The sequence below is a fragment of the Spiribacter vilamensis genome, from assembly GCF_004217415.1.
GTDB lineage: Bacteria > Pseudomonadota > Gammaproteobacteria > Nitrococcales > Nitrococcaceae > Spiribacter > Spiribacter vilamensis.
In genome coordinates, this window is the sequence record NZ_SHLI01000001.1 from 707841 (window position 1) to 731674 (window position 23834).

The 23834-nt window shown below is 66.6% G+C and carries 24 protein-coding genes; 22 read left to right on the top strand and 2 right to left on the bottom strand.

The window, feature by feature from the left end; translation table 11 throughout:
* Positions 1-7 precede the first annotated feature (7 nt).
* From lpxD to truD, 15 genes are all read left to right on the top strand, one after another.
* Positions 8-1057 carry a UDP-3-O-(3-hydroxymyristoyl)glucosamine N-acyltransferase gene (gene lpxD, locus EV698_RS03515; RefSeq protein ID WP_130502767.1) on the top strand — a complete coding sequence of 350 codons (1050 nt, stop codon included), beginning with the start codon at positions 8-10 and terminating at the stop codon, positions 1055-1057.
* The gene (gene fabZ, locus EV698_RS03520; protein WP_239016196.1) at positions 1047-1535 is read left to right on the top strand and encodes a 3-hydroxyacyl-ACP dehydratase FabZ; all 489 of its coding nucleotides are present in this window, start codon (positions 1047-1049) and stop codon (positions 1533-1535) included. Before lpxD ends, fabZ begins: the two co-directional genes overlap by 11 nt.
* Positions 1532-2308 (top strand): acyl-ACP--UDP-N-acetylglucosamine O-acyltransferase, encoded by a 777-nt coding sequence (gene lpxA, locus EV698_RS03525; RefSeq protein ID WP_130502768.1) that lies wholly within the window; start codon positions 1532-1534, stop codon positions 2306-2308. The genes fabZ and lpxA overlap by 4 nt, the downstream gene beginning before the upstream one ends.
* Positions 2309-2320: 12 nt before the next feature.
* Positions 2321-3469: a lipid-A-disaccharide synthase gene (gene lpxB / locus EV698_RS03530; protein ID WP_130502769.1), complete on the top strand. Its 1149-nt coding sequence runs from the start codon at positions 2321-2323 to the stop codon at positions 3467-3469.
* Entirely contained in the window at positions 3466-4074 is a 609-nt protein-coding gene (gene rnhB, locus EV698_RS03535; RefSeq protein ID WP_130502770.1) for a ribonuclease HII, read from the top strand. Before lpxB ends, rnhB begins: the two co-directional genes overlap by 4 nt.
* 37 nt (positions 4075-4111) lie before the next feature.
* A complete protein-coding gene (gene dnaE, locus EV698_RS03540) occupies positions 4112-7609 on the top strand; it encodes a DNA polymerase III subunit alpha (RefSeq protein ID WP_130502771.1) in 3498 nt (1165 codons plus the stop codon).
* A 44-nt stretch (positions 7610-7653) separates the two neighbouring features.
* Positions 7654-8619 (top strand): acetyl-CoA carboxylase carboxyltransferase subunit alpha, encoded by a 966-nt coding sequence (locus tag EV698_RS03545; protein ID WP_130502772.1) that lies wholly within the window; start codon positions 7654-7656, stop codon positions 8617-8619.
* The gene (gene tilS, locus EV698_RS03550) at positions 8603-9958 is read left to right on the top strand and encodes a tRNA lysidine(34) synthetase TilS (protein ID WP_130502773.1); all 1356 of its coding nucleotides are present in this window, start codon (positions 8603-8605) and stop codon (positions 9956-9958) included. The genes EV698_RS03545 and tilS overlap by 17 nt, the downstream gene beginning before the upstream one ends.
* Positions 9959-10064: 106 nt before the next feature.
* On the top strand, positions 10065-11708 hold the full coding sequence (locus EV698_RS03555) for a CTP synthase (RefSeq protein WP_130502774.1): 1644 nt from the start codon (positions 10065-10067) through the stop codon (positions 11706-11708).
* Between the two features lie 2 nt (positions 11709-11710).
* Positions 11711-12544: a 3-deoxy-8-phosphooctulonate synthase gene (gene kdsA / locus EV698_RS03560; protein ID WP_130504001.1), complete on the top strand. Its 834-nt coding sequence runs from the start codon at positions 11711-11713 to the stop codon at positions 12542-12544.
* Positions 12545-12555: 11 nt separating this feature from the next.
* On the top strand, positions 12556-13851 hold the full coding sequence (eno, locus tag EV698_RS03565) for a phosphopyruvate hydratase (protein WP_130502775.1): 1296 nt from the start codon (positions 12556-12558) through the stop codon (positions 13849-13851).
* A gap of 8 nt (positions 13852-13859) precedes the next feature.
* Positions 13860-14138: a septum formation initiator family protein gene (locus EV698_RS03570; RefSeq protein ID WP_130502776.1), complete on the top strand. Its 279-nt coding sequence runs from the start codon at positions 13860-13862 to the stop codon at positions 14136-14138.
* Positions 14131-14841, top strand: a complete 711-nt coding sequence (gene ispD, locus EV698_RS03575) for a 2-C-methyl-D-erythritol 4-phosphate cytidylyltransferase (protein WP_207220490.1) — start codon at positions 14131-14133, stop codon at positions 14839-14841. Before EV698_RS03570 ends, ispD begins: the two co-directional genes overlap by 8 nt.
* Positions 14841-15314 carry a 2-C-methyl-D-erythritol 2,4-cyclodiphosphate synthase gene (ispF, locus tag EV698_RS03580; RefSeq protein ID WP_275395081.1) on the top strand — a complete coding sequence of 158 codons (474 nt, stop codon included), beginning with the start codon at positions 14841-14843 and terminating at the stop codon, positions 15312-15314. Before ispD ends, ispF begins: the two co-directional genes overlap by 1 nt.
* The gene (truD, locus tag EV698_RS03585; protein WP_165385711.1) at positions 15311-16363 is read left to right on the top strand and encodes a tRNA pseudouridine(13) synthase TruD; all 1053 of its coding nucleotides are present in this window, start codon (positions 15311-15313) and stop codon (positions 16361-16363) included. Before ispF ends, truD begins: the two co-directional genes overlap by 4 nt.
* On the opposite strand, the gene EV698_RS03590 is transcribed toward truD, so the two are convergent.
* The gene (locus EV698_RS03590; RefSeq protein ID WP_239016197.1) at positions 16364-16939 is read right to left on the bottom strand and encodes a Smr/MutS family protein; all 576 of its coding nucleotides are present in this window, start codon (positions 16937-16939) and stop codon (positions 16364-16366) included.
* Between the two features lie 31 nt (positions 16940-16970).
* Here EV698_RS03590 and surE point away from each other — a divergent pair, with 31 nt between their 5' ends.
* Genes surE through EV698_RS03610 form a run of 4 tightly spaced genes read left to right on the top strand, consistent with a single transcriptional unit; the run spans position 16971 to position 19691 of the window.
* Positions 16971-17720, top strand: a complete 750-nt coding sequence (surE, locus tag EV698_RS03595) for a 5'/3'-nucleotidase SurE (RefSeq protein ID WP_130502779.1) — start codon at positions 16971-16973, stop codon at positions 17718-17720.
* Entirely contained in the window at positions 17720-18382 is a 663-nt protein-coding gene (locus tag EV698_RS03600) for a protein-L-isoaspartate(D-aspartate) O-methyltransferase (protein ID WP_130502780.1), read from the top strand. The genes surE and EV698_RS03600 overlap by 1 nt, the downstream gene beginning before the upstream one ends.
* Positions 18382-18960, top strand: coding sequence for a YqaA family protein (locus tag EV698_RS03605; protein WP_130502781.1), 579 nt, complete (start codon positions 18382-18384; stop codon positions 18958-18960). The genes EV698_RS03600 and EV698_RS03605 overlap by 1 nt, the downstream gene beginning before the upstream one ends.
* Complete coding sequence (locus EV698_RS03610; protein WP_130502782.1) at positions 18912-19691, top strand: peptidoglycan DD-metalloendopeptidase family protein; 780 nt, start codon at positions 18912-18914, stop codon at positions 19689-19691. Before EV698_RS03605 ends, EV698_RS03610 begins: the two co-directional genes overlap by 49 nt.
* On the opposite strand, the gene EV698_RS03615 is transcribed toward EV698_RS03610, so the two are convergent.
* Positions 19679-20059, bottom strand: a complete 381-nt coding sequence (locus EV698_RS03615) for an Mth938-like domain-containing protein (protein WP_130502783.1) — start codon at positions 20057-20059, stop codon at positions 19679-19681. The two genes, EV698_RS03610 and EV698_RS03615, sit on opposite strands and share 13 nt — an antisense overlap.
* A gap of 117 nt (positions 20060-20176) precedes the next feature.
* Between EV698_RS03615 and alaC the strand changes: the two genes are divergently transcribed.
* From alaC to thrC, 3 genes are read left to right on the top strand one after another with little or no spacing between them, the layout of a single operon-like run.
* Positions 20177-21367, top strand: a complete 1191-nt coding sequence (alaC, locus tag EV698_RS03620; RefSeq protein WP_130502784.1) for an alanine transaminase — start codon at positions 20177-20179, stop codon at positions 21365-21367.
* Positions 21368-21386: 19 nt separating this feature from the next.
* Positions 21387-22697 (top strand): homoserine dehydrogenase, encoded by a 1311-nt coding sequence (locus EV698_RS03625; RefSeq protein ID WP_130502785.1) that lies wholly within the window; start codon positions 21387-21389, stop codon positions 22695-22697.
* Positions 22697-23833 (top strand): threonine synthase, encoded by a 1137-nt coding sequence (thrC, locus tag EV698_RS03630; RefSeq protein ID WP_130502786.1) that lies wholly within the window; start codon positions 22697-22699, stop codon positions 23831-23833. The genes EV698_RS03625 and thrC overlap by 1 nt, the downstream gene beginning before the upstream one ends.
* Position 23834: the final 1 nt, after the last annotated feature.

Below are 23834 nucleotides of genomic sequence, written 5' to 3' on the forward strand. Positions count from 1 at the left end.
GGAGCCGGTGGCTGGCACGCGGTACACGCTCGGTGAGCTGGCGAGGCTGACCGGCGCCGAGCTGGAAGGATCGGATAATGGTCTGATCACCGGTGTGGCGTCGCTCGATACGGCCGGGCCGAGGGATGTCAGCTTTCTGGCCAACCGTCGCTATCGTCGCCAGCTCGCGGATACCCGTGCCGCCGCCGTGATCCTGCCGCGCCAGGAATCCAGCGAGGGTTACGGATTCGCCGTGCTGCGGGCGGACAATCCCTACCTTGTCTTTGCGCGGATTGCCGGATTGCTCAATCCTCGGCCGTCACCGGTACCCGGCATCCACCCCGACGCCTCGGTGTCGACGACGGCGAGGGTGGATGCCAGCGCCATGATCGGGCCGCGGGCCGTGATCGAGGCCGATGCGCGAATTGGTGCGGATTGCCGTATTGGCCCGGGCGCCGTTATCGGTGCCGGCGTTCATCTCGGCGTGGCATGCCGGATCGATGCCAACGCGTCGGTACTTGGCGGCAGCCGACTCGGTGATCGGGTCGAGGTGATGTCGGGCGCGGTGATTGGCAGCGCCGGGTTCGGTTTCGCCGACGCCGGCGATCACTGGGAAGCGGTTCCGCAGCTGGGCCGGGTATGGATTGGCGATGATGTCTCGATCGGCGCCAACACCACCGTGGACCGGGGGTCCCAGGGCGACACTCGAATCGATACCGGTTGCAAGATCGACAACCTCGTGCAGATCGCGCACAACGTCCGGATTGGTGCGCATACCGTGATCGCGGCGAATGCCGGCATCTCGGGGAGCACGAGCATCGGTCGATACTGTAGGATTGCGGGCGGTGTCGGTTTTGTCGGGCATATCGAAATCGCCGACGGCTCGACGTTCACCGGGATGAGCATGATTACCGGCAGTATCAATGATCCGGGCGTGTATTCCTCTGGCGTCCCGCTAATGCCGACGCGCGAATGGCGACGTAGCGCGGTGCGATTCCGGCAGCTCGATGACATGGCCCGCCGGCTGGAGAAACTGGAGAGGATGATGGAAACCGCAAAGGATCGTGATGGGCGCTGAGCCGAAGGATGGCGCAACCGACCGTCAGATGGGGCCCGAGGCAATCCGGCAGCGCCTGCCGCATCGATACCCCTTCCTGATGATCGATCGGGTGCTCGATTACACACCGGGGGAATCCCTGACCGCCGCCAAGGGCGTGAGCGCTACCGAATTCTGGGTGCCGGGGCATTTCCCGGATAAGACCATCATGCCGGGAGTGCTCCTGGTCGAGTCGATGGCCCAGGCCTGCGGCCTTCTCGCTTATGTGACCCGCGAGGCCGATGCGGGGGCGGAAATGCCGGCAACACCGCCGCTGTTCTACCTTGTGGGTGTCGACGAGGCGCGCTTCAAGCAGCCGGTCGTGCCCGGCGATCGGCCACTGATTACCGCCACGCTTGATCGGGTGGTCCGCGGCATCTGGCTCTTCAAGGCCCGGATCGAGCTCGATGACCGCCTCGTGACCAGCGCCGGGATCCGCTGCACGATGGAGGGGGCGTGACGGCTATCCACCCCTCCGCGATCATCGATCCGGCCGCTGACATCGCGCCGGATACCGCAGTCGGTCCCTACGCGGTGATCGGGCCGGGCGTGGTGATCGAGTCCGGCTGCACCATCGGTCCCCATGCGGTTATCAACGGCCCGACCCGTATCGGCGGCGGCACCCGTATCTTCCAGTTCGCCTCGGTGGGCGAGCAGCCACAGGACAAGAAGTTCGAGGGCGAGGACAGCCGGCTGGAAATCGGTCGTGACAACACCATCCGCGAGTTCGTGACGATCAATCGCGGCACGCAGGACGGCGGGGGTGTGACATCCATCGGTGACGGCAACTGGATCATGGCCTACGTCCACATCGCCCACGACTGCCAGGTCGGACAGGGGGTAGTGTTCGCCAACGGTGCCTCACTCGCCGGCCACGTCAGTGTCGGTGACCGGGCGACGCTGGGCGGGTTTACCCTGGTGCACCAGTTCTGCCGGCTTGGTGAGGGCTGTTTTACCTCGATGGGCAGCTGTATCCGGCGTGATGTGCCGCCGTGGGTCATGGTCGCCGGCGACCCGGCGACGCCGCATGGCATGAACAGTGAAGGTATGCGCCGCCGCGGCTTCGATGCCGATGGCCAGCGTCGCCTGCGATCCGCCTATCGGACGCTCTACAAACGTGGCCTGCGCCTCCAGGAGGCGATCGAGTCCATTGGCGCACAGGCGGCGGACGACCCGGCACTGCAGCGGTTCGTGGCGTTTCTGAAGGCCTCTCCCCGCGGCATCGTCCGCTAGAACCCCGGCGCCATGCGTATCGCGCTGGTCGCAGGTGAGCTCTCCGGCGATTTCCTCGCGGCCGGGCTGATCCGGTCATTGGCGAAACGCTACCCGACAGCGCGTTTCGAGGGGATTGGCGGGCCGGCCATGCAGGCGGCCGGGCTGCACAGCTATCACCCGCAGGAAGCGCTCTCGGTCATGGGCTTTGTCGAGGTGCTGGCGCATCTGCCGCGTATTCTCGGCATCCGCCGGGACCTGCGCCGGCGCTGGATCGACGACCCGCCGGATGTCTTCATCGGCATCGATGCGCCGGACTTCAACCTGGGGCTCGAGCGCTCGCTACGGGCCGTCGGCATTCCTACCCTGCAGTATGTCAGCCCCACGGTCTGGGCCTGGCGCGGCGGGCGGATCGGGCTGATTCGCGAGGCCGTTGACCGCATGCTCTGTATTTTCCCGTTCGAGGAGCGGTTCCTGACGGACCAGGGGGTGGATGCCCGCTTCGTCGGCCATCCACTGGCCGACGCCATCGAGCCGCTGGCCGATGCCGGACCGGCGCGACGGCAGCTGAATCTCGGGGTGGGGGACACCGCGATCGCGATCCTGCCGGGCAGCCGTGGCAGCGAGGTGAAAGCCCTGCTGCCGTTATTCCTGACGGTCGCGGCGCGTATCGTCGAGCGCTTCCCCGATGTCCGATTTTTCGTGCCGGCCGCGACACCGGCGCTGCGGGCACGGATCCAGGCGGCTATCGATGCACGTGCCGATCGGTTGCCGATCGAGGTCATCGACGGCGAGGCGCGAACGATCCTGGCGGCCGCCGACGCGGGGTTGATCGCCTCCGGGACGGCCACGCTCGAGGCCATGCTGCTGCGCTGCCCCTCGGTGATGGCCTACCGCGTCAATCGCCTGACTGCGATGCTGGCGCGACGCAGCCTGCGTATTCCCTACTTCGCCATGCCCAACCTGCTGGCCGGCGAAATGCTGATGCCGGAATTCGTCCAGGACGAGGCCGAGCCCGGCAACCTTACCGCTGCACTCACGACACTGCTCGAGACACCCGGAGAGCGGGATGCCATTGCGACGCGCTTCGCCGCCCTCCACGACAGTCTTCGCCGAGATGCCAGCGAAGGGGCGGCCAACGGCGTCGCAGACCTGCTGGCCGAGCGGGGGGTCCATCCATGACGCGGGATGATATCGACCCCGCAGTAGCCGGTGTCGATGAGGTCGGGCGGGGGCCACTGGCCGGTCCGGTGGTCGCGGCGGCGGTGATCCTCGACCCCTCGGTGGACTGGTCAGGGCTTCGCGACTCCAAACGCCTGTCGGCGAAACGCCGTGAACAGCTGGATGCGCGGATTCGGGCATCGGCGCTCGGCTGGGAGATCGCGATCGCGGGTGTCGAGGAGATCGATCGCCTGAACATCCGCCAGGCCAGCCTGCTCGCCATGCAGCGGGCGGTGGAAGCGCTCGATCCGAGGCCGTCAGCGATCCGGGTCGATGGCCGCGACTGCCCGGCCGTGGCCTGTCCGGCGATGGCGGTGATCGGGGGGGATGATCGGGTACCCGCGATCGCCGCGGCCTCGATCATCGCCAAGGTCTACCGCGATCGGTGCGCGCTCGAGCTGCATGCCCGGTTCCCCGAGTACGGCTTCGACCGTCACCGCGGCTATCCCACCGCGCTGCATCGCGAACGACTCCGGCGCCATGGCCCCTGTGCGGCGCATCGACGAAGCTTTGCACCAGTGCGCGCGGCGACGGGCACCTATCATCCGGAACGCCCTGAGCGGTAGCATAAGGATCTCTCTCCGCACGGGTCCGGATCAGGTCATGGCATCAGGTTTCGTTCATCTCCATCTGCACACGGAATTCTCCCTGATCGACGGTACGGTGCGGGTCAAACCGCTGGTCGAGGCGGCGGCCCGCCAGGGTATGCCCGCCGTCGCCGTCACCGATCAGGGCAATCTTTTCGGCATGGTGAAGTTCTATACGGCGGCGGTGGCGGCCGGGGTCAAGCCCCTGATCGGTGCCGATCTGCGCATTGCCGACGGTGAGCGCGACGATCATCACACGATGACGTTCCTTTGCATGAACGATGCCGGTTACGCCAACCTCACCCGCCTGATCACCGCGAGCTACCTCCAGGGGCAGGCGCAGGGTCTGCCCCTGGTCGACCGGCAGTGGTTCGATGACTGGAGCGAGGGCTTGATCGTTCTCTCCGGCGGGGCACGTGGCGACGTCGGTGAAGCGCTTGTCGCCGGTAACGGCGATCTCGCCCGGCGTCGGCTGGCGTTCTGGCAGGCCCGTTTCGGTGATCGCTACTACCTCGAGCTCCAGCGTACCGGCCGGCCCGGCGATGATGCCCATGTCCACGCCGCCGTGGCCCTGGCGGGCGAGGCCGAGGTGCCGGTGGTGGCCACGAATGACGTGCGGTTTCTGGCGGCCGACGATTTCGAGGCCCACGAGGCCCGCGTGTGCATTCACGACGGCCGGGCCCTGCAGGATGACAACCGCCCGCGCCACTACAGCGATTCGCAGTTCCTGCGCAGTCCCGATGAGATGATGGCGCGGTTCGCCGACCTGCCCGAGGCGCTCGACAATACACTCGCCATCGCCCGCCGCTGCAATCTCTCCCTGACGCTCGACCAGAACGTGCTGCCGGATTTCCCGGTACCGGCGAACCAGGGTATCGACGACTACCTGCGTGACCAGGCCCGTGCCGGCCTTGATCAGCGCATTCAGCGGCTGGGCACACCGGGCGGGAGCGAGGCCGATTACCGCGAACGGCTCGAGCACGAGCTGGGTGTCATCATCGAGATGGGGTTTCCCGGCTATTTCCTTATCGTCGCCGACTTCATCCGCTGGGCGAAGTCGCAGGACATCCCGGTGGGTCCGGGACGGGGTTCGGGCGCCGGCTCGCTGGTTGCCTATGCGCTCGATATCACCGATCTGGATCCGCTGCGCTACGACCTGCTCTTCGAGCGTTTCCTCAACCCCGAACGCGTCTCCATGCCCGATTTCGACGTCGACTTCTGCATGGAAAAGCGCGACCGGGTGATCGACTACGTCGCTGAGCGCTACGGCCGCGAAAAGGTCTCGCAGATCGCAACCCACGGCACCATGGCCGCCCGCGCGGTCGTTCGTGACGTGGGGCGGGTGCTCGGACACGCCTACGGCTATGTCGACCGGATCGCCAAGCTGATCCCCTTCGAGGTCGGCATGACCCTCGACAAGGCGCTGGGCCATGAGGCCGATCTACGCCAGCTCCGTGAGCAGGACGACGATGTGCGCTTCCTGCTGGATCTGGCTCAACGGCTCGAGGGGCTGTCACGCAATGTCGGCAAGCACGCCGGTGGCGTCGTGATCGCGCCCAGCGATCTGACCGACTTCTCGCCGCTTTTCTGCGAGCCGGGCGGCGGCGGGCTCGCCACCCAGCTAGACAAGGACGACGTCGAGGCCGTCGGGCTCGTTAAATTCGACTTCCTCGGGCTGCGGACCCTGACCATCATCGACTGGACGGTGCGCGCGGTGAATGCGCTGCGTGGGCAGCAGGGGGAGACGGCGCTCGATATCGCGACCATCCCCCTCGACGATCCGCGCACGTTCGACCGGCTCAAGGAATGCCAGACCACGGCGGTGTTCCAGCTCGAGTCGCGGGGCATGAAAGACCTGATTCGCCGCCTGCGCCCGGACAGCTTCGAGGACATCATCGCACTGGTGGCGCTGTTCCGGCCCGGGCCGTTGCAGTCGGGCATGGTCGAGGATTTCATCGATCGAAAGCATGGCCGCAAGCCGGTGGCCTATCCCACACCGGAGCTGCACCACGCCGACCTCAAGCCGATTCTCGAGCCCACCTACGGCGTGATCCTCTACCAGGAGCAGGTCATGCAGATCGCCCAGACGGTGGGCGGTTACAGCCTCGGCGAGGCCGATCTGCTGCGCCGGGCGATGGGCAAGAAAAAGGCCTCGGAGATGGCCAAGCAGCGGGATATCTTCCTCGCCGGTGCGAGGCGGCAGGGCCTGCCCCCGGCGCAGGCCGAGGGGCTGTTCGACCTGATGGAGAAATTCGCGGGTTACGGCTTCAACAAGTCACACTCGGCCGCCTATGCGCTGCTCTCCTATCAGACCGCCTGGCTGAAGGTGCATTACCCGGCCGCCTTCATGGCGGCGGTGCTGTCCTCCGATATGGACAACACCGACAAGGTGGTCACGCTGATCGACGAATGCCGGGCGATGTCGCTGGAGGTGGCGCCACCGGACGTCAACCGCTCCGACTGGATGTTCCAGGCACCGGACCACGGCGGAGTCGTGTACGGGCTCGGCGCAGTCAAGGGCGTCGGTCATGCCGCCGTCGAGGCGATCATCGAGGCACGACGGGCCGGCGGCGCATTCACCGATCTCCATGACCTGTGCCGGCGGATCGATCTGCGCCGCGTCAACCGCCGCGTGCTCGAGGCACTGATCCGCTCCGGCAGTCTCGATGCGCTCAGTCCCAACCGCGCGTCGGCCATGGCGACGCTGCCAGCGGCGCTGCAGGCGGCGGAGCAGCAGAGCCGCAACGCCGAGATCGGTCAGAACGATCTGTTCGGCCTGGGCTCGTCGCGGGATGCGACACCGAGTGGTGACGAGTCCGTGCGGCACCGACCGGAATGGGCGGAGCGGGATCGCCTGACCGCCGAAAAGGAGACGCTGGGTCTCTACCTCACCGGGCATCCCATCGAGGAGCACGAGGCGGAGCTGTCGGGTTTTGTCACCTGCCGACTCAACCAGGCGACGGCCGGGCTCGAGCGGGGGAGCGGCCGGGGCGACAGCGAGCCGCGCGTTGTCCTTGCCGGCCTGGTGGTCGCTGTGCGCAGCCGGGTGACCCAGAGCGGCCGTCGGCTCGGGTTCGTGACCCTCGACGACCGGACCGCGCGGATGGAGGTGATCCTCTTCGGCGATGTCTATCAGCGTTTCCGTCACCTGCTCGAGAAGGATCAGCTGATCGTCGTCGAGGGTGATCTCGGTTATGACGAGTTCAGCGATGGCTATCGCGTGTCGGCCGAACGGGTTCACGACCTGGCCGGTGCGCGGCTGCAGTTCGCGCGTCGGCTTGTATTGCGCGTGGCGGCCGCCGAGGCCGGCAACGGTTTCGTGCCGGCACTGCAACAGACGCTCACTCCCTATCAGCAGGGTGAGTGCCGGGTCTGTATCGATTACGAGGCCGACGGGGCGCTGGCCCGGCTGCGCCTGGGTGATGAGTGGCGGGTCCGGCCCGAGCCGGAGCTGATCGACGCGCTGACACGCCTCCTGGCGAGCGATCGGGTGGCCGTCGACTACCGCCGCTAGGCGCGTGCTAACATCAGGTTTCTTTTGGGCAGGGGAGTGCGGCATTGGCGGCAAGTAATCTGAATTTCCTCGAGTTCGAGCGTCCCATCGCCGAGCTCGAGGCAAAGATCGAGGAGCTGCACTACGTCAATGATGACGCCGAGATCAATATCAGTGACGAGCTGGTGCGGCTACGCCAGAAAAGCCGACAGCTCACCGAGCAGATCTTCCGCAACCTGACGCCCTGGCAGGTCTCGCAACTTGCGCGCCACCCGTACCGGCCCTATGCGCTGGATTACATCGAGGCGATATTCACCGATTTCGAGGAGCTCCACGGCGATCGGGCATTCGCCGATGATGCCGCGATTGTCGGTGGCCTCGCCCGGCTCGATGGCGCTCCGGTCATGGTCATCGGCGAGCAGAAGGGGCGCGACACCCGGGAGAAGATCGCGCGGAATTTCGGCATGCCTCGGCCGGAAGGCTATCGCAAGGCCAAGCGGCTCATGGAGATGGCGGAGCGCTTTTCCCTGCCGGTATTCACGTTTATCGACACGCCCGGTGCCTACCCGGGAGTGGAGGCGGAAAAGCGCGGGCAGAGCGAGGCGATCGCCCACAATCTCTTCGCGATGTCGGGCCTGAAGACGCCGGTCATCTGCACGGTGATTGGCGAGGGGGGCTCCGGCGGGGCCCTGGCGATTGGTGTGGGTGACCGGCTGCTGATGCTCCAGTACAGCACCTACTCGGTGATCTCGCCGGAGGGTTGCGCGTCGATTCTCTGGAAAAGCGCCGACAAGGCCGCCGACGCCGCCGAGGCCATGGGGATTACGGCGACGCGTCTCGCGGAACTGGGGCTGACCGACGAGGTGATCGAGGAACCCCTCGGCGGCGCCCACCGGGACTGGGCGGACATGGCGCAGCGCCTGGGCGAGGCGCTCGGACGGCACTGGTCAGAGTTGGCCTCGCTGGACATCCGGACCCTGTGCGCCGAGCGTTACGAGCGACTGATGGCGCTGGGTGACTTCAAGGGCTGATCCGCCCGCGGCGGATGCGCTGAACGCCGGCGTCATCGAGGCGGCACTGCCGGCAAACGCCGCCGGGCTGGTCGTTGCCTTCAGCGGCGGGGTCGATTCCACCGTGCTACTCCATCTCGCTGCGCAGGTCGAAAGGCCCGTTCGAGCGGTGCACGTGCATCATGGTCTGCATGAACAGGCCGACCACTGGGCGGCACATTGCCGGCGAACGGGTGAGCGGCTGGGGATTACCGTTGACACGCGGACGATCAGCATCGATCGGCGTGGCGACGGGATCGAGGCGGCCGCCCGGGCCGACCGCTATCGCGTGCTCGGCGAGGCGCTGCAGGCCGATGAGTGCCTGCTCACCGCCCACCACGCCGATGATCAGCTCGAAACCCTGCTCTATCGGCTGCTGAGAGGCACGGGGCCGGCGGGCCTGGCCGGCATCCAGCCGGCGATGCCGCTCGGGCCCGGCTGGTTGATCCGTCCCCTGCTGGCGGTATCACGCGCGCAGCTCGAGGCGCATGCGCGTCGGCATGGCCTGAGCTGGATCGACGATCCGGGCAACGCCTCGCTCGATCATGATCGAAACTACCTCCGCCACCGCGTTATCCCTGCGATCGAGGCGCGCTGGCCCCGGGCGAATGCGGCGGCCGTTCGCCTGGCGACCCATGCGCGGGAGCAGGGCCGGCTGACCGATCGGCTGCTCCGCGATCGTCGCCAGTGCGGTTCAACCGCCGGCGATGGACCGCTCGCCGTGACCGATTGCGCCTCGGGCGATGACGTGCTCGATCGGGCCATGCTCAGGGCCTGGATCCGGGATGGTGGACAACGCCCCCCGGGCGCGCGTCGTCTGGCAGCCGGACAGGCGGCACTGGTGAGCGCCGCGCAGGATCGCGATCCGGTCCTGGCCTGGTCCGCCTTTGCGGTGCGACGCCACCGGGGATGGCTGTTTCGCCTGCCACGACCGCTCCCCGCCGTGCCCACGCCGAGCCAAGTACCGCCGGGGCGGGCCCGGGAGGCCTGGGGTGATCTTGGCGAGGTATTCTGGTCACCGGCTCTGGCCGAGCCGCTCTGGCTGCGTGTGCCCCATGCCGGGGAGAGGATTGCCCTGTCGGGGCGGCGGCGCGGGTCGATTCGCGAGCTCCAGCGCGAGCGTGGCGTCCCCCCGTGGTGGCGCGATCGACTGCCGGCCCTGGTCGACGAGCATGATCGATGCCTGGCGGTAGCAGGACTCGGCACAACGCGCATCGGCGCCGAGCGTGCGGGGGATGCCACCGGCATCGGGCTCGACTTCGCGCCCCGGCCGCTCGCCAACGGTCCCGACTGGCAACGGCTTTTCGCACCGGCGGCGTGAATCTCTTCGCGGGCCCCAGATTGTGCCGACCCGGTCCTTCTGCTAACTTCTCGCTCTATTCCAAGGGGTTCCCGCCACCCCGATTTGCCACCAGACCGACGGTATCATGACGCGATTTATCTTTATTACCGGCGGTGTCGTGTCCTCACTGGGCAAGGGCATCGCCGCCGCCTCCCTGGGCAGTATCCTGCAGGCCCGGGGCCTGAGCGTGACCATGGTCAAGCTCGACCCCTACATCAACGTCGACCCCGGGACCATGAGTCCCTTCCAGCATGGCGAGGTATTCGTCACCGACGATGGCGCCGAAACCGACCTGGATCTGGGCCATTACGAGCGGTTCGTGCGCATGCGCGCCGCCCAGGCCAACAACCACACCACCGGGCGGATCTACGAGAGTGTCATCCGCAAGGAGCGTCGCGGTGATTACCTGGGAGGCACCGTCCAGGTCATTCCGCATATCACCGACGAGATCAAGCGCTGTATCGAGCACGGCGCCGGTGACGCGGATGTGGCGCTGATCGAGATTGGCGGGACCGTGGGCGACATCGAATCGCTGCCGTTCCTCGAGGCGATCCGCCAGATGGGCACGGAACTCGGCCGCGAGCGCTGTCTTTTCATCCACCTGACGCTGCTGCCCTGGATCGAGGCCGCCGGCGAGATGAAGACCAAGCCGACCCAGCACTCGGTCAAGGAGCTGCGCAGCATCGGCATTCAGCCGGACATCCTGGTCTGCCGGGCATCGATGCCGATTCCGGCCGAGGAGCGCCGCAAGATCGCCCTGTTCACCAATGTCGAGCCCCGGGCCGTGATTTCCGCGCTCGACGTCGACAACATCTACAAGGTCCCCGCCATGCTCCACGAGCAGGCGCTGGACGGCATCGTGGCGGAAAAACTCGGGCTGACCCTGCCGCCCGCCACGCTGAATGACTGGGCCCATGTCGTGGAGGCCATGGACTCGCCTGCCGGGGAGGTTACCGTGGCCATGGTCGGCAAGTACGTCGACCTGGCGGATGCCTACATGTCGCTCAACGAGGCCCTTCGTCACGCCGGCATCCAGACCCACCGGAAGGTGCATATCCGCTATGTCGACTCGGAAGAGATCGAGCGCGAGGGCACCTCGCTGCTCAACGACGTCGACGCGATCCTGGTGCCGGGCGGCTTCGGCGAACGGGGTATCGAGGGCAAGATCGCCGCCGCCGGTTATGCCCGGCGCGAGGGCGTTCCGTTCCTCGGTATCTGCCTGGGACTGCAGGTGGCGGTCATCGAGTACGCGCGCCATGTCGCCGGCCTCGAGGGGGCGCACAGTACCGAGTTCGTGACCCATCCCCGGCATCCGGTCATCGGGCTGATCACCGAGTGGATGAACGCCGAGGGACTGCGTGAATATCGCGATACCGACTCCGATCTGGGCGGCACGATGCGGCTCGGGGCGCAGGCGTCGACGCTGGTTCGCGGGACTCGGTTCCATCGCATTTATGGCAAGGATGTCATTCGTGAGCGCCACCGCCATCGCTATGAGTTCAACAACGGCTACGCCGACCGGCTTACCGAGGCCGGACTGGTAATCGCCGGCTGGTCGGGGGATACGCATCTGGTCGAGGCGGTGGAGCTGTCGGATCATCCCTGGTTCCTCGCCTGCCAGTTCCATCCCGAGTTCACCTCGACGCCCCGGGATGGCCATCCGCTATTTACCGATTTCATCGCCGCCGCTACCGTGCAGCGCGATGCAGACGCGGACGGCGAACCGTGACGATCCGCGTGCAGGGCCATGAGCTGGGGCTCGATCAACGGCTCTGCCTGATCGCCGGGCCCTGTGTGGTCGAGTCGCATTCAGCCACGCTGGCGATTGCCGAGCAGTTGACCGAGATGACCACGCAACGGGGTATCCCCTTTGTCTTCAAGGCCTCCTACGACAAGGCCAACCGGTCGTCTGCGAGCAGTTACCGCGGTCCCGGTCAGGCAAAGGGGCTGGAGACACTGGCGGCGGTGCGCGAGCGATTCGATATCCCGGTGCTGACCGATGTCCACGAGTACACGCCGCTCGACGAGGTGGCCGACGTCGTTGACTGGCTGCAGACACCGGCTTTTCTCTGCCGTCAGACCGACTTCATCCAGGCGGTAGCGGCCTGTAACCGTCCGGTGAATATCAAAAAGGGACAGTTCCTCGCGCCCTGGGACATGTCGCATGTCGTCGACAAGGCGAAGGCCACCGGGAACACCCGGATTACCGTCTGCGAGCGCGGCGTCAGCTTTGGCTACAACAACCTGGTCGCGGATATGCGCTCGCTGGCGGCGATGCGGGCAACCGGCGCCCCGGTGATTTTCGATGCCACGCATTCCGTCCAGTTGCCCGGCGGGCAGGGGAGTGCATCCGGTGGCCAGCGCGAGCATGTCCCGGTACTCGCCCGTGCCGCCGTCGCTGCCGGCGTCAGTGGCCTTTTCATGGAAACCCACCCCGATCCGGCAAACGCGCTCAGCGATGGCCCGAACAGCTGGCCGCTCGACCGGCTACCGGCGTTGCTCGATGCATTGCTGGCGCTGGATAGCGTGGTCAAGCAGCACGGATTCGCCGAAAACGAACACTGAAAGGAGGCACCATGCCCAGTATTACCCGCATCTACGCCCGCGAGATCCTCGATTCGCGCGGCAACCCGACCCTCGAGGCCGAGGCAACACTCAGCGACGGCAGCATTGGCCGGGCGGCGGTGCCCTCCGGTGCCTCCACCGGCGCCCGCGAGGCCGTGGAGCTGCGTGACGGGGACAAGTCGCGGTATCTGGGTAAGGGCGTGCTGCAGGCCGTTGCCAACGTCAACGGCGAGATCAATGACGCGCTGACCGGCAGCATGGCCGAGGATCAGCGCGCCATCGACGAGCGGCTGATCGAGCTGGACGGATCCGAGAACAAGAGCCGCCTGGGGGCCAACGCGCTGCTGGGGGCGTCGCTGGCGGTGGCGCAGGCCGCTGCGCACTCGGCAGGGCAGTCGCTGTTCGCCTATCTCACGCCGGCCGGGGAATACACCCTGCCGGTACCGATGATGAACATCCTCAACGGTGGGGCGCATGCCAGCAACAGCGTCGACATCCAGGAGTTCATGGTCATGCCCATCGGCTTCGACCGTTTCAGCGATGCCCTGCGCTGCGGCACCGAGATCTTTCATGCGCTCAAGAAAGTCCTTGCCGACCGCGGGCTCTCCACCGCCGTGGGCGACGAGGGCGGCTTCGCACCGGACCTCCCGTCCAACGAGGCGGCGATCGAGGTAATCCTCGAGGCGGTGCGCGCCGCCGGTTACACGCCGGGCGAGCAGGTCTGGCTGGCCCTGGATGCGGCGAGTTCCGAGTTCTGCGAGAACGGCGAGTACTATCTCGCCTCGGAGGATCGCCGTTTCGATGCCGAGGGCTTCGCCGCGGTGCTGGCCGACTGGGCAGCCCGCTATCCGATCATCTCCATCGAGGATGGCATGGGTGAAGACGACTGGACGGGCTGGGCCGCGCTCACCCGGCAGATCAGCGAGGGTGTGCAGCTGGTGGGCGACGATCTGTTCGTTACCAACACCCGCATCTTCCAGTCGGGAATCGATGCGGGAATCGGCAACTCGATTCTGATCAAATTCAACCAGATCGGCACGCTCACGGAGACCCTGGATGCCATCAGCATGGCTGATCGGGCCGGTTACTCCGCGATCGTCTCGCACCGCTCGGGGGAGACGGAGGATACGATCATTGCCGATCTGGCGGTCGCCAGCACCGCCACGCAGATCAAGACCGGATCGTTGTGCCGCTCCGATCGTGTCGCCAAGTACAACCAGCTGCTGCGCATCGAAGAGACACTGGGTGACCGGGCGCGCTATGCCGGCCGGGCGGCCTTCCCTAATCTGCGCCGGATGGGTGCCTGAACCCGGCCATGCGCTTGATCGCGACAGGCCTGGCGCTGTTGATCCTGGTGCTGCAGTTCCGCCTGTGGGTCGGGGAGGGCAGCATCCCGGCCATGCGCCGGATGCAGGCCGCCGTCGCCGAGCAACGTGCCGAGAACGAGCGTCTCGACGAGCGTAATGCGGCCCTGGCCGCCGATGTGGCGGACCTGCGCAGCGGGCTGCAGAGCGTCGAGGAGCGCGCACGTCGCGACATGGGCATGATCGGCGCCGACGAACAGTTCTACCGGGTCATTATTCCGCGTGACTGAGTATCGGCTCTGGGGGGTGATTGTGGCGGCCGGGACCAGTCGACGCATGGGTTCGGTCCGTCCCAAGCAGTATCATGCGATCGCCGGGCGCCCGGTGCTGGCCTGGTCGGTGGATGCGCTGCTCGGCATCCCCGCAATCGCCGGCGTCATGATCGTGCGCAGTGCCGATGACACATGCCTCGAGGCGGTAATGCCCCGTGGCGACCCGCGGTGGCGCGACTGTATCGGCGGTGGCGAACGACAGGCCTCCGTCCAGGCGGGGCTCGCGGCGCTGCGCGACTGGGGCGCCGATGCCACCGACCGTGTCCTCGTTCATGACGCGGCCCGCCCGGCGGTAACACAGGGCGATATCCGTCGACTCATTGACCACGTCGGCGACGACCCCGATGGCGGGCTGCTGGCTGCGCCGGTCCGCGACACGCTCAAGCGCGCGGACGACGAGGGGCGGGTCGCATCCACGCCCTCACGGGACGGCCTCTGGCAGGCGATGACGCCGCAGCTCTTCCCCCTCGGCCGGCTCGAGTCCGCCCTTGCGATGGCATCGGGCGCAGTGGTGACGGACGAGGCCCAGGCCATGGAACGACTCGGCGCAAGGCCCCGGCTGGTGGCGGGTGATCCGGGCAACATCAAATACACCTATCCGGATGATGCGCGCTGGCTTGCCTGGGCGCTCGACCGACAGCGTGCGGGAGACGAGGCATGATGCGAATCGGACAGGGGGTCGATGCCCATCGACTGGTCAGCGACCGGCCGCTCGTTCTGGGTGGCATCGAGGTCGAGTTCGACTTCGGACTCGCCGCCCATTCCGACGGCGATGTGCTCTTGCACGCGATTTGTGATGCGCTGCTCGGCGCCGGCGGCCTGGGCGATATCGGCCATCATTTCCCGGATACCGACGCCGCTTACGCGGGTATCGACAGTCGACTGCTGCTGCGGCAGGTGCACTCAACGCTCGCCGAACGGGGCTGGAGCGTCGGCAATGTCGACGCGACGATCATCGCCCAGCGCCCCAGGCTCGCGAGTCACTTGCCAGCGATGATCGAATGCATCGCGGCGGATCTGCAGGTGGATCCGACGGCGATCAACCTCAAGGCGACAACGCTCGAGTGGATGGGGTTTACCGGTCGGGGAGAGGGCATCGCCGCGACCGCCGTGGCGATGATCGAGTGCCCTTGAGCGCCATCGACTCACTGCCGTTTGCCTGGGGCCCGCCGCCGGGGCGGGCAACGATCGCCGCGATCCCGGAGGATTTCCAGGTCGATGAGCGGCTCGGGTTTACGGCCGAGGGCGCCGGTCCGCATCTCCTTGTGCGTATTCGCAAGCGTGGTCTGACGACGATGCGTGCCATCCAGATCATCGCCGATCACTGGCAGGTGGACCGCCGGGGCATCGGCTATGCCGGCCGCAAGGACCGGGTTGCCGTCACTACTCAGTGGCTCTCCGTGCCCTGGCATGTGAATGCGGCCTGCCCGGCGGGTGGCATGGTGCTCGCTGATGAGACGGCATCGCTCGAGATCCTCGAGATCGATCGGCATCGGCGCAAGCTGCCGGTGGGTGCGCTCAGCGGCAATGAGTTCACGCTCACCCTGCGCGATGTCGAGGCCTCGCCCGGGGCGATGGCGCGGCGCGTGGTTACCCTGGCCCGGCATGGCGTCCCCAATTACTTCGGTCGCCAGCGGTTCGGGCGTGACGACAATAATCTCGTCCGGGCCCGTGACTGGTTCGCCGGAACCGGCCGACCGCGCTCGCGCAACGACCGCAGCATGCTGATCTCAGCGGCGCGTTCGGCGATGTTCAACGCCGTCCTGGCGCAGCGGGTCCGGGACGGTGACTGGCGCTGGCCGCGGCCCGGCGATCTGCTGACCCTTGATGGTCGTGGCAGCCTGTTTACCGCCGAGACGGAGGAGGCCCTTTTCAATCGCCGCCGGGCGGCCGGGCTGCGGATCCATCCCACCGGCCCCATGCCGGGGGCGGAAAACCGCGGGCAGGCGCTCTCTGAAACGCTTGCGGAACGCGAGGCGGGCGTACTGGCAGAGTGGTCACCCTGGATCGAGTCGCTGGCGTCGCAGCGGGTGGTCGCCGATCGCCGCGCACTGCGGCTCAGCGTTCACGGGCTTGCCGCGCTGCAGCTGGATCCGGCTACCTGGCAGCTTCGGTTCTGGTTGACACGCGGGGCGTATGCCACCGTCGTGCTGCGTGAGCTGGTGGCGGAAGCCGAGTGCTGATCAGCGCCGCAGCAGGACGTAGAGCGCCCCGGTGCCGCCGTCCACGGGTCGCGCGGAGCAGAAGGCGAGGACATCGTCACGCTGCCTCAGCCAGCGATCGACCTGGCCCTTGAGTACCGGGCCCGCGTTCGACGAGCGGCGTCCCTTGCCATGGATGACGCGAACGCAACCCATATGACGGCGATGGCACTCATTGAGGAAGTCGTGCATCAGCCGCCGCGCGGAGTCGGCGGTGTGGCCGTGCAGGTCGAGCTCGGCCATGACGCTGAACTCGCCGCGCCGCAGCCGGCGCAGGGTCTTGCGATGCAGTCCCGCACGCGACCAGGCGAGTGCCTCGCCGAGTTCGGCGCCGAGCTCCGAGCCATCGCGCTCGCCCTCGGCGAGCTCGCGCAGGACGGCCCGATCATCGGCCCGTCGCTGCCCCGGAACCGGTGGTGGGCGGCGACGGCGGAGATCCGCCGCATCACCCTGCTCGAGTGGATTGACATCCTCCATGGCCGCCCGGAACAGCGCCGTATCTGAATCATGATCTTCCATGGCCGACTCCCGCAGCGCCTGTTGATCGGTATAGTACATGGGCAAAAGCCCAGCGAGAAAAGGACCTTACATGAGAATTCTGGTGAGTAATGACGATGGCTACGAGTCGACCGGCATCCGCACCCTGGCCGCCGAACTGGCGGAGCAGGGCACGGTGACGGTGGTTGCACCGGTACGCGATCGAAGCGGTGCGAGCAACTCGCTGACACTGGATCAGCCGATACGGGTCGAGGAGATCCGTAACGGGGTGTTCCGGGTCGACGGTACGCCCACCGACTGCGTCCACCTCGCGACCACGGGCCTGCTCGAGGCGCTGCCCGACATGGTGATTTCCGGGATCAACGCCGGCGGCAACCTGGGCGACGACGTGCTCTACAGTGGTACCGTCGCCGCCGCCATGGAGGGGCGTACGCTGGGGCTGCCCGCGATTGCGATCTCGCTGGTGGGTGATGCGCCCGAGCATTACGAAACGGCGGCCACTCTTGCCCGTCGACTGATGGAGCAGCTCCACCGCGATCCCTTGCCGGCGGATACCATCCTCAACGTCAACATCCCCGATGTGCCCTGGGATGCCGTCACCGGTATCGAGGCGACGCGTCTCGGCAGCCGGCATCGGGCCGAGGCGGCGATTCGCGACAAGGACCCGAAGGGGCGAACGATCTACTGGATCGGTCCCCCGGGAGCGCGGCAGGATGCCGGGCCCGGGACCGATTTCGATGCCATCGAGCGCAACGCCATCTCCATCACCCCGATGCAGGTGGATCTGACCCGGTATACGGCACTCGACTCGGTGGCCGGGTGGATCGAGGGGCTGCGTTGATGGACGCGCGGCGGATGCAGGGAATTGGTATGACCTCCCGCCGCACCCGCGAGCGACTCGTGGCGCGGCTCGAGAGGGCGGGTATCGAGGATCGACGGGTGCTCGACGTCATCTGCCGTATCCCGCGCCACCTGTTTGTCGACGAGGCGCTGGCATCACGAGCGTACGAGGACACGGCACTGCCGATCGGTCACGGGCAGACGATTTCCCAACCCTTCGTGGTGGCTCGAATGACCGAGATCCTGATTCGCGACGGTATCCCGGCGCATATCCTCGAGATCGGCACGGGGTCGGGTTACCAGGCGGCGGTGCTTGCCGAACTCGGGGCCCGCGTTCACACCATCGAGCGGGTCGGCGCGCTTCATGAGCGCAGTCGGCGGCTGTTCCGCCAGCTGGGGACCAACAATATCCGCCAGCGGCTGGGCGATGGCTACGCGGGGTGGAGTGCCGCCGGCCCGTTTGATGCGATCGTCCTTACCGCCGCCCCCGAGGCGGTGCCGGCCGCGCTGTTCGAGCAGCTTGCGGAGGATGGCCGGTTGATCGCGCCGGTGGGAGGCGGTGCGGCGCAGGAACTGCGTATCTGGCATCGCCGGGACGGGGACCTCGTCGAGGAGGCGATCGAGGCGGTGAGTTTCGTGCCAATGCGCGGGGGCGTCGAGTAATGGCCCTCTTCACCGCGCTCTATGACCGGGTGCTCGGGTGGTCGCGGCATCGACGGGCGCCATGGATGCTCGCCGGGCTGAGCTTTGCCGAGAGTTCATTCTTTCCCGTTCCCCCCGATGTCATGCTCGCGCCGATGTGCATGGCCCGACCGAAGCGTGCGCTGCGACTCGCCGCACTGACGACGGGCGCTTCGGTCGCCGGGGGCGTTCTCGGCTACCTGATCGGTCTGCTTGGCCTCGAGGTCGTGTTACCGCTTATCCAGGATGCCGGCTATGAAGCGGCCTACGAGCAGGCGCGGCGCTGGTTCCTGGACTGGGGGTTCTGGGTGGTACTGGTCGCCGGTTTCTCGCCCATCCCCTACAAGGTCTTCACGATCGCCGCCGGTGCGATGGCGGTGGCCTGGCTGCCCTTCGTCCTGGCGTCGCTGCTCGGTCGCGGTGCACGGTTTTTCCTCGTCGCCGGTGTCATCAGCTGGGGCGGGCCGCGGGCTGAACCGTGGCTGCGACGTTACATGGAGCGGATCGGTTGGTGCAGTGTCATTGTGCTGCTCGGGATCGCCGCCTACCTGTCGTTTTAAGGCGGCTGCTGGCGGGGTGGGGACTGCTGTTACTCGCACTCGCCGGTTGCGCCGAGTTCGACTATGCCGCCGACCGCGCCTCGCGCGAGTTGGGCGTGAGTGCCGGTACGCCTGCCACCTACACCGTTCGCGAGGGCGATACGCTCTACCAGATCGCGTTCGCGGCCGGGCTCGATTTCCGCGAGGTCGCCCGCTGGAACGGCATCGATGCGCCGTATGTAATCTATCCCGGCCAGCGCCTGCGGCTGCGTCCGCCGAGCGGGCAGAGCCGACGCAGTCGCACCGCGGCGGCCGATCCGCAAAGCAGGCCGGATTCAGAACCCGCCCCGGCATCCGAGCGCGCGCCAACGCCGGATCGCGACGACCCGGATCGCTGGCAGTGGCCGCTTGAAGGGCGAGTCGTGCGCCAGTATGACGCCAATGCGGCCGGCAAACAGGGCATCGGGATTGCCGCCGAGCCGGGCAGCCCGGTCAGCGCATCGGCGAGCGGGAATATCGTCTACAGCGGCAGCGGCCTGCCCGGCTACGGCAACCTCGTGATCATCAAGCACAACGAGCGCTTTCTGACCGCCTACGGCTATAATCGCGAACTGCTGGTGGAGGAGGGTGACAGTGTGAATCGCGGCGAGACCATCGCCCGCGTCGGGGCCAGTGACGAGCACCCGGGGGAGTTACACTTCGAGTTGCGCGAGCGCGGCCAGCCGGTGGATCCGACCGCTTATCTGCCCTGATCGATGACCAGCGCCGCCACCACCCGCCGGCCCTCGGACATGAGGACATTGTAGGTGCGGCAGGCCGAGGCCGTATCCATGACCTCGAGGCCGATACCACTTTCGAGCAGGCCGAGCATGAGTTCGCGACCGGGAAAGATCTGTCGGGTACCGGTGCCAAGTAGCACAACCTCGGGGTCTAGCTCGTGCACCGGCTTGAAGTCGGTGTGACCGATCGCCTCCAGCGAGCCGGGACCCCACTCCGTAATGAGCGTGTCGGGGGCCACGAGCAGACTCTCGCGATAACGGACATCGTTGATGCGGATTTCGCCGTCGGCGTATCCCTGAATGCGGTAAGTGCCATCGGCACCGTCGAGACTCATCTTCATGCGCTAACGATAGCGTTTGACAGTCCCGGGAGGCAATTTTAGCGTTCACGCGTTATCATTGCGGCTTTCGGGAATCGATCCCGATCGTGATCAAACGAACGGCCCGAGGGGACCGCCTTGAACGAGGAATTCCAGCGCATCAAGCGCCTGCCGCCCTATGTATTCAACATCGTCAATGACCTCAAGGCGCAGGCGCGAGCGCGCGACGAGGACATCGTCGATTTCGGCATGGGCAATCCGGATCAGCCGACACCGCGACACATCGTCGACAAGCTGGCGGAAGCCGCGCAACGGCCGGACACCCATCGCTATTCGGTCTCGCGCGGCATCCCGCGCCTGCGGCGGGCGATCGCGCGGTGGTACGAGACCCGCTACAGCGTCCCGATCGATCCGGAGACCGAGGCCATCGTCACCATCGGTTCCAAGGAGGGTCTGGCGCACCTGGCGCTGGCGACGCTGGGCCCGGGGGATGCAGTACTGGTTCCCAACCCTGCGTACCCGATCCATCCCTACGGCGTGGTAATTGCCGGGGCGGATATCCGCCATGTGCCGCTGATCGAGGACGGTGACTTCTTCACCGAGCTCGAGAAAGCGATCAAGGACACCTTTCCAAAGCCGAAAATGCTGATCCTCAACTTCCCCGCCAACCCGACGGCGCAGTGTGTGGATCTGGCCTTTTTCGAACGGGTGGTGGAGATCTGCCGCGAACATCGGATCTGGATCGTTCACGATCTCGCCTACGCCGACCTTGTCTACGACGGCTACCGCGCGCCGTCCATCCTCGAGGTGCCCGGTGCACGCGAGGTGGCGGTGGAGTCGTTCTCGCTCTCCAAGAGCTACAACATGCCCGGCTGGCGGGTCGGTTTCATGTGCGGCAACGACAAGCTGATCGCCGCGCTGGCGCGCATGAAGTCCTACCTCGATTACGGCATGTTCACCCCCATCCAGGTCGCCGCCATCCACGCGCTCGAGGGGCCGCAGGACTGCGTGGCCGAAATCCGCGACACCTACCAGGGCCGGCGCGACGTTCTCTGCGACGGGCTCGAGGCGGCTGGCTGGCCGATTAACCGGCCCCAGGCGACGATGTTCGCCTGGGCGCGCATCCCCGAGCCCTACCAGGCAATGGGCTCGCTGGAATTCGCCAAAAAGCTGATCAGCGACGCCGGTGTGGCGGTATCTCCGGGCGTCGGCTTCGGGGAATACGGCGATACGCATGTCCGCTTCGGGCTTATCGAGAATCAGCACAGGACACGACAGGCCGTGCGGGGTATCAAGCAGATGTTCCGACGGGATGGCTATGGGCAGTAACGACAGGGGAGAAGGCGACTTGGAGCCGGTAAAGGTCGGAGTACTCGGGCTGGGCACGGTTGGCGGCGGTACCGTCAATCTGCTGGAGCGCAATCGTGACGAGATCACGCGACGGGCCGGGCGTCCGGTCGACGTGATCCGGGCCGCGGCGAGGCATCCCGATCGCCCGCGAACCTGCAGCACGGAGGGGATCCAGCTCGATTACGACGCCCAGGCGGTGGTTGACGATCCGCAGATCCAGATCATTGTCGAGCTGATCGGCGGTGACACGCTGGCCAAGGAGCTGATCCTGCGTGCCATTGATAATGGCAAGCACGTGGTGACCGCGAACAAGGCGCTGATCGCTCTGCACGGTAACGAGATCTTCGCCCGCGCCCGGGCCAACGGCGTCACGGTGGGGTTCGAGGCGGCCGTGGCCGGCGGGATTCCGATCATCAAGGCGGTTCGCGAGGGACTGGTCGGCAACCGTATCGAGTGGCTTGCGGGCATCATCAACGGCACCGGCAATTTCATTCTCACCGAGATGTGTTATGCCGGTCGCGCCTTCGGGGATGTGCTCGCCGAGGCCCAGCGGCTCGGCTACGCCGAAGCCGATCCGACTTTCGATGTCGACGGGATCGATGCCGCGCACAAGCTCACGATCCTCGCCTCCATCGCCTTCGGGATTCCGCTGCAGTTCGACAAGGTCTATACCGAGGGTATCGGCCAGATCAGCACCGATGATGTTGCCTATGCGGCTGAACTCGGTTTCCGGATCAAGCACCTCGGCATCTGCCGCCGCGAGGGCGAGGGTATCGTGCTGCGCGTCCACCCGACCCTGCTCCCCGAGCGCCAGCTGCTCGCCAACGTGGACGGCGTCATGAATGCCGTGATGGTCAACGCCGACCCGCTCGGACCGACGCTCTACTACGGGGCCGGCGCCGGCGCCGAGCCCACCGCATCGGCGGTGGTGGCCGACCTGGTGGATGTGGTCCGCGAATTCACGCTCGAGCCCGAGAATCGGGTGCCGTACCTGGCCTTCCAGTCGCATTCCCTCTCCGACGAGCCGGTGGTCGGGATGCAATCGGTAGAGACCGCGTACTACCTTCGCGTCGAGGCGCGGGATCAGCCGGGGGTGCTGGCCGATATCACCGGCATTCTCAGTCATGCGGGTATCAGCATCGAGGCGATCACGCAGAAGCAGCCGGCTCCTTCTGCCGAGACAGTCCCGGTCATCCTCCTGACCCATCAGGTCCAGGAGATGCGTATGGACGAGGCCTGCGAGCGAATCGAGGCCATGGAAGCAATCCAGGGCCATGTGACACGGATCCGCGTGGAGGCGCTACGCTAATGGAAGGCAATCGCTATACCGGGCTTATCGGTGCGTACGGGGCGAGGCTGCCGCTGAAGGCGGGTGCCCGCCCGATCAGTCTGGGAGAGGGCAACACCCCGCTAATCCGGCTTCATAACCTGCCGCTGGCGCGGGAGCGGGACATCGAGCTGTACGTCAAGTACGAGGGGCTCAACCCCACCGCCTCGTTCAAGGATCGGGGCATGACCGTTGCGGTCACCCAGGCAGTCGCCGAGGGCAGCGAGGCGATTATCTGCGCATCGACAGGCAACACCTCGGCCTCGGCAGCGGCCTACGCCGCCCGTGCCGGCATCAAGGCGTTCGTACTGATCCCCGACGGGAAGATCGCCATGGGCAAGCTCGCCCAGGCGATCATGCATGGGGCCGAGGTCCTGCAGATCCGCGGCAACTTCGACGACGGCATGCGGATCGTCAAGGAAATGGTGGATCAGGCGCCGGTCAGCCTGGTGAATTCGGTCAACCCCTTTCGCCTCCAGGGCCAGAAGACCGCGGCCTTCGAGATCTGCGAGGCACTGGGAAAGGCACCGGACTATCACTGCCTGCCGGTGGGTAATGCCGGCAACATCACCGCCTACTGGATGGGCTACAGCGAAATGGCGCTCGCTCCCGGCCATCCGGGGACCAGGGCCTGCAGTTTCTGTGGGGGCGACTGCGCTTTCCATGAAAACCTGGTCCGCAACCGACCGACGATGCTGGGCTACCAGGCCAGCGGCTCGGCGCCGTTCCTGCGCGGCGGACCGGTCAGCCATCCGGAGACCCTGGCGACGGCGATTCGCATCGGCGCGCCGCAGAGCTGGGAGTATGCCCGTACCGCCTCGAGCGAATCCGGCGGATGGTTCGACGAGTTTACCGACGAGGCGATCCTCGACGCCCAGTTCCAGCTGGCAAGCCACGAGGGTATCTTCTGCGAACCGGCCTCGATCGTCTCGCTCGCCGGCGCGATGCGGGATATTGAAAAGGGCAATATACCGCCGGGGAGCCAGGTGGTGTGCACACTCACCGGTCATGGCCTGAAAGACACCGATGTCGCCCAGCGCCATGCCGAAGCCGCCGTGACCACCGTGGATGCAGACGGGTCGGCGGTTCGCGAGGCGATTCTCGGCAAGATGGGCTGAG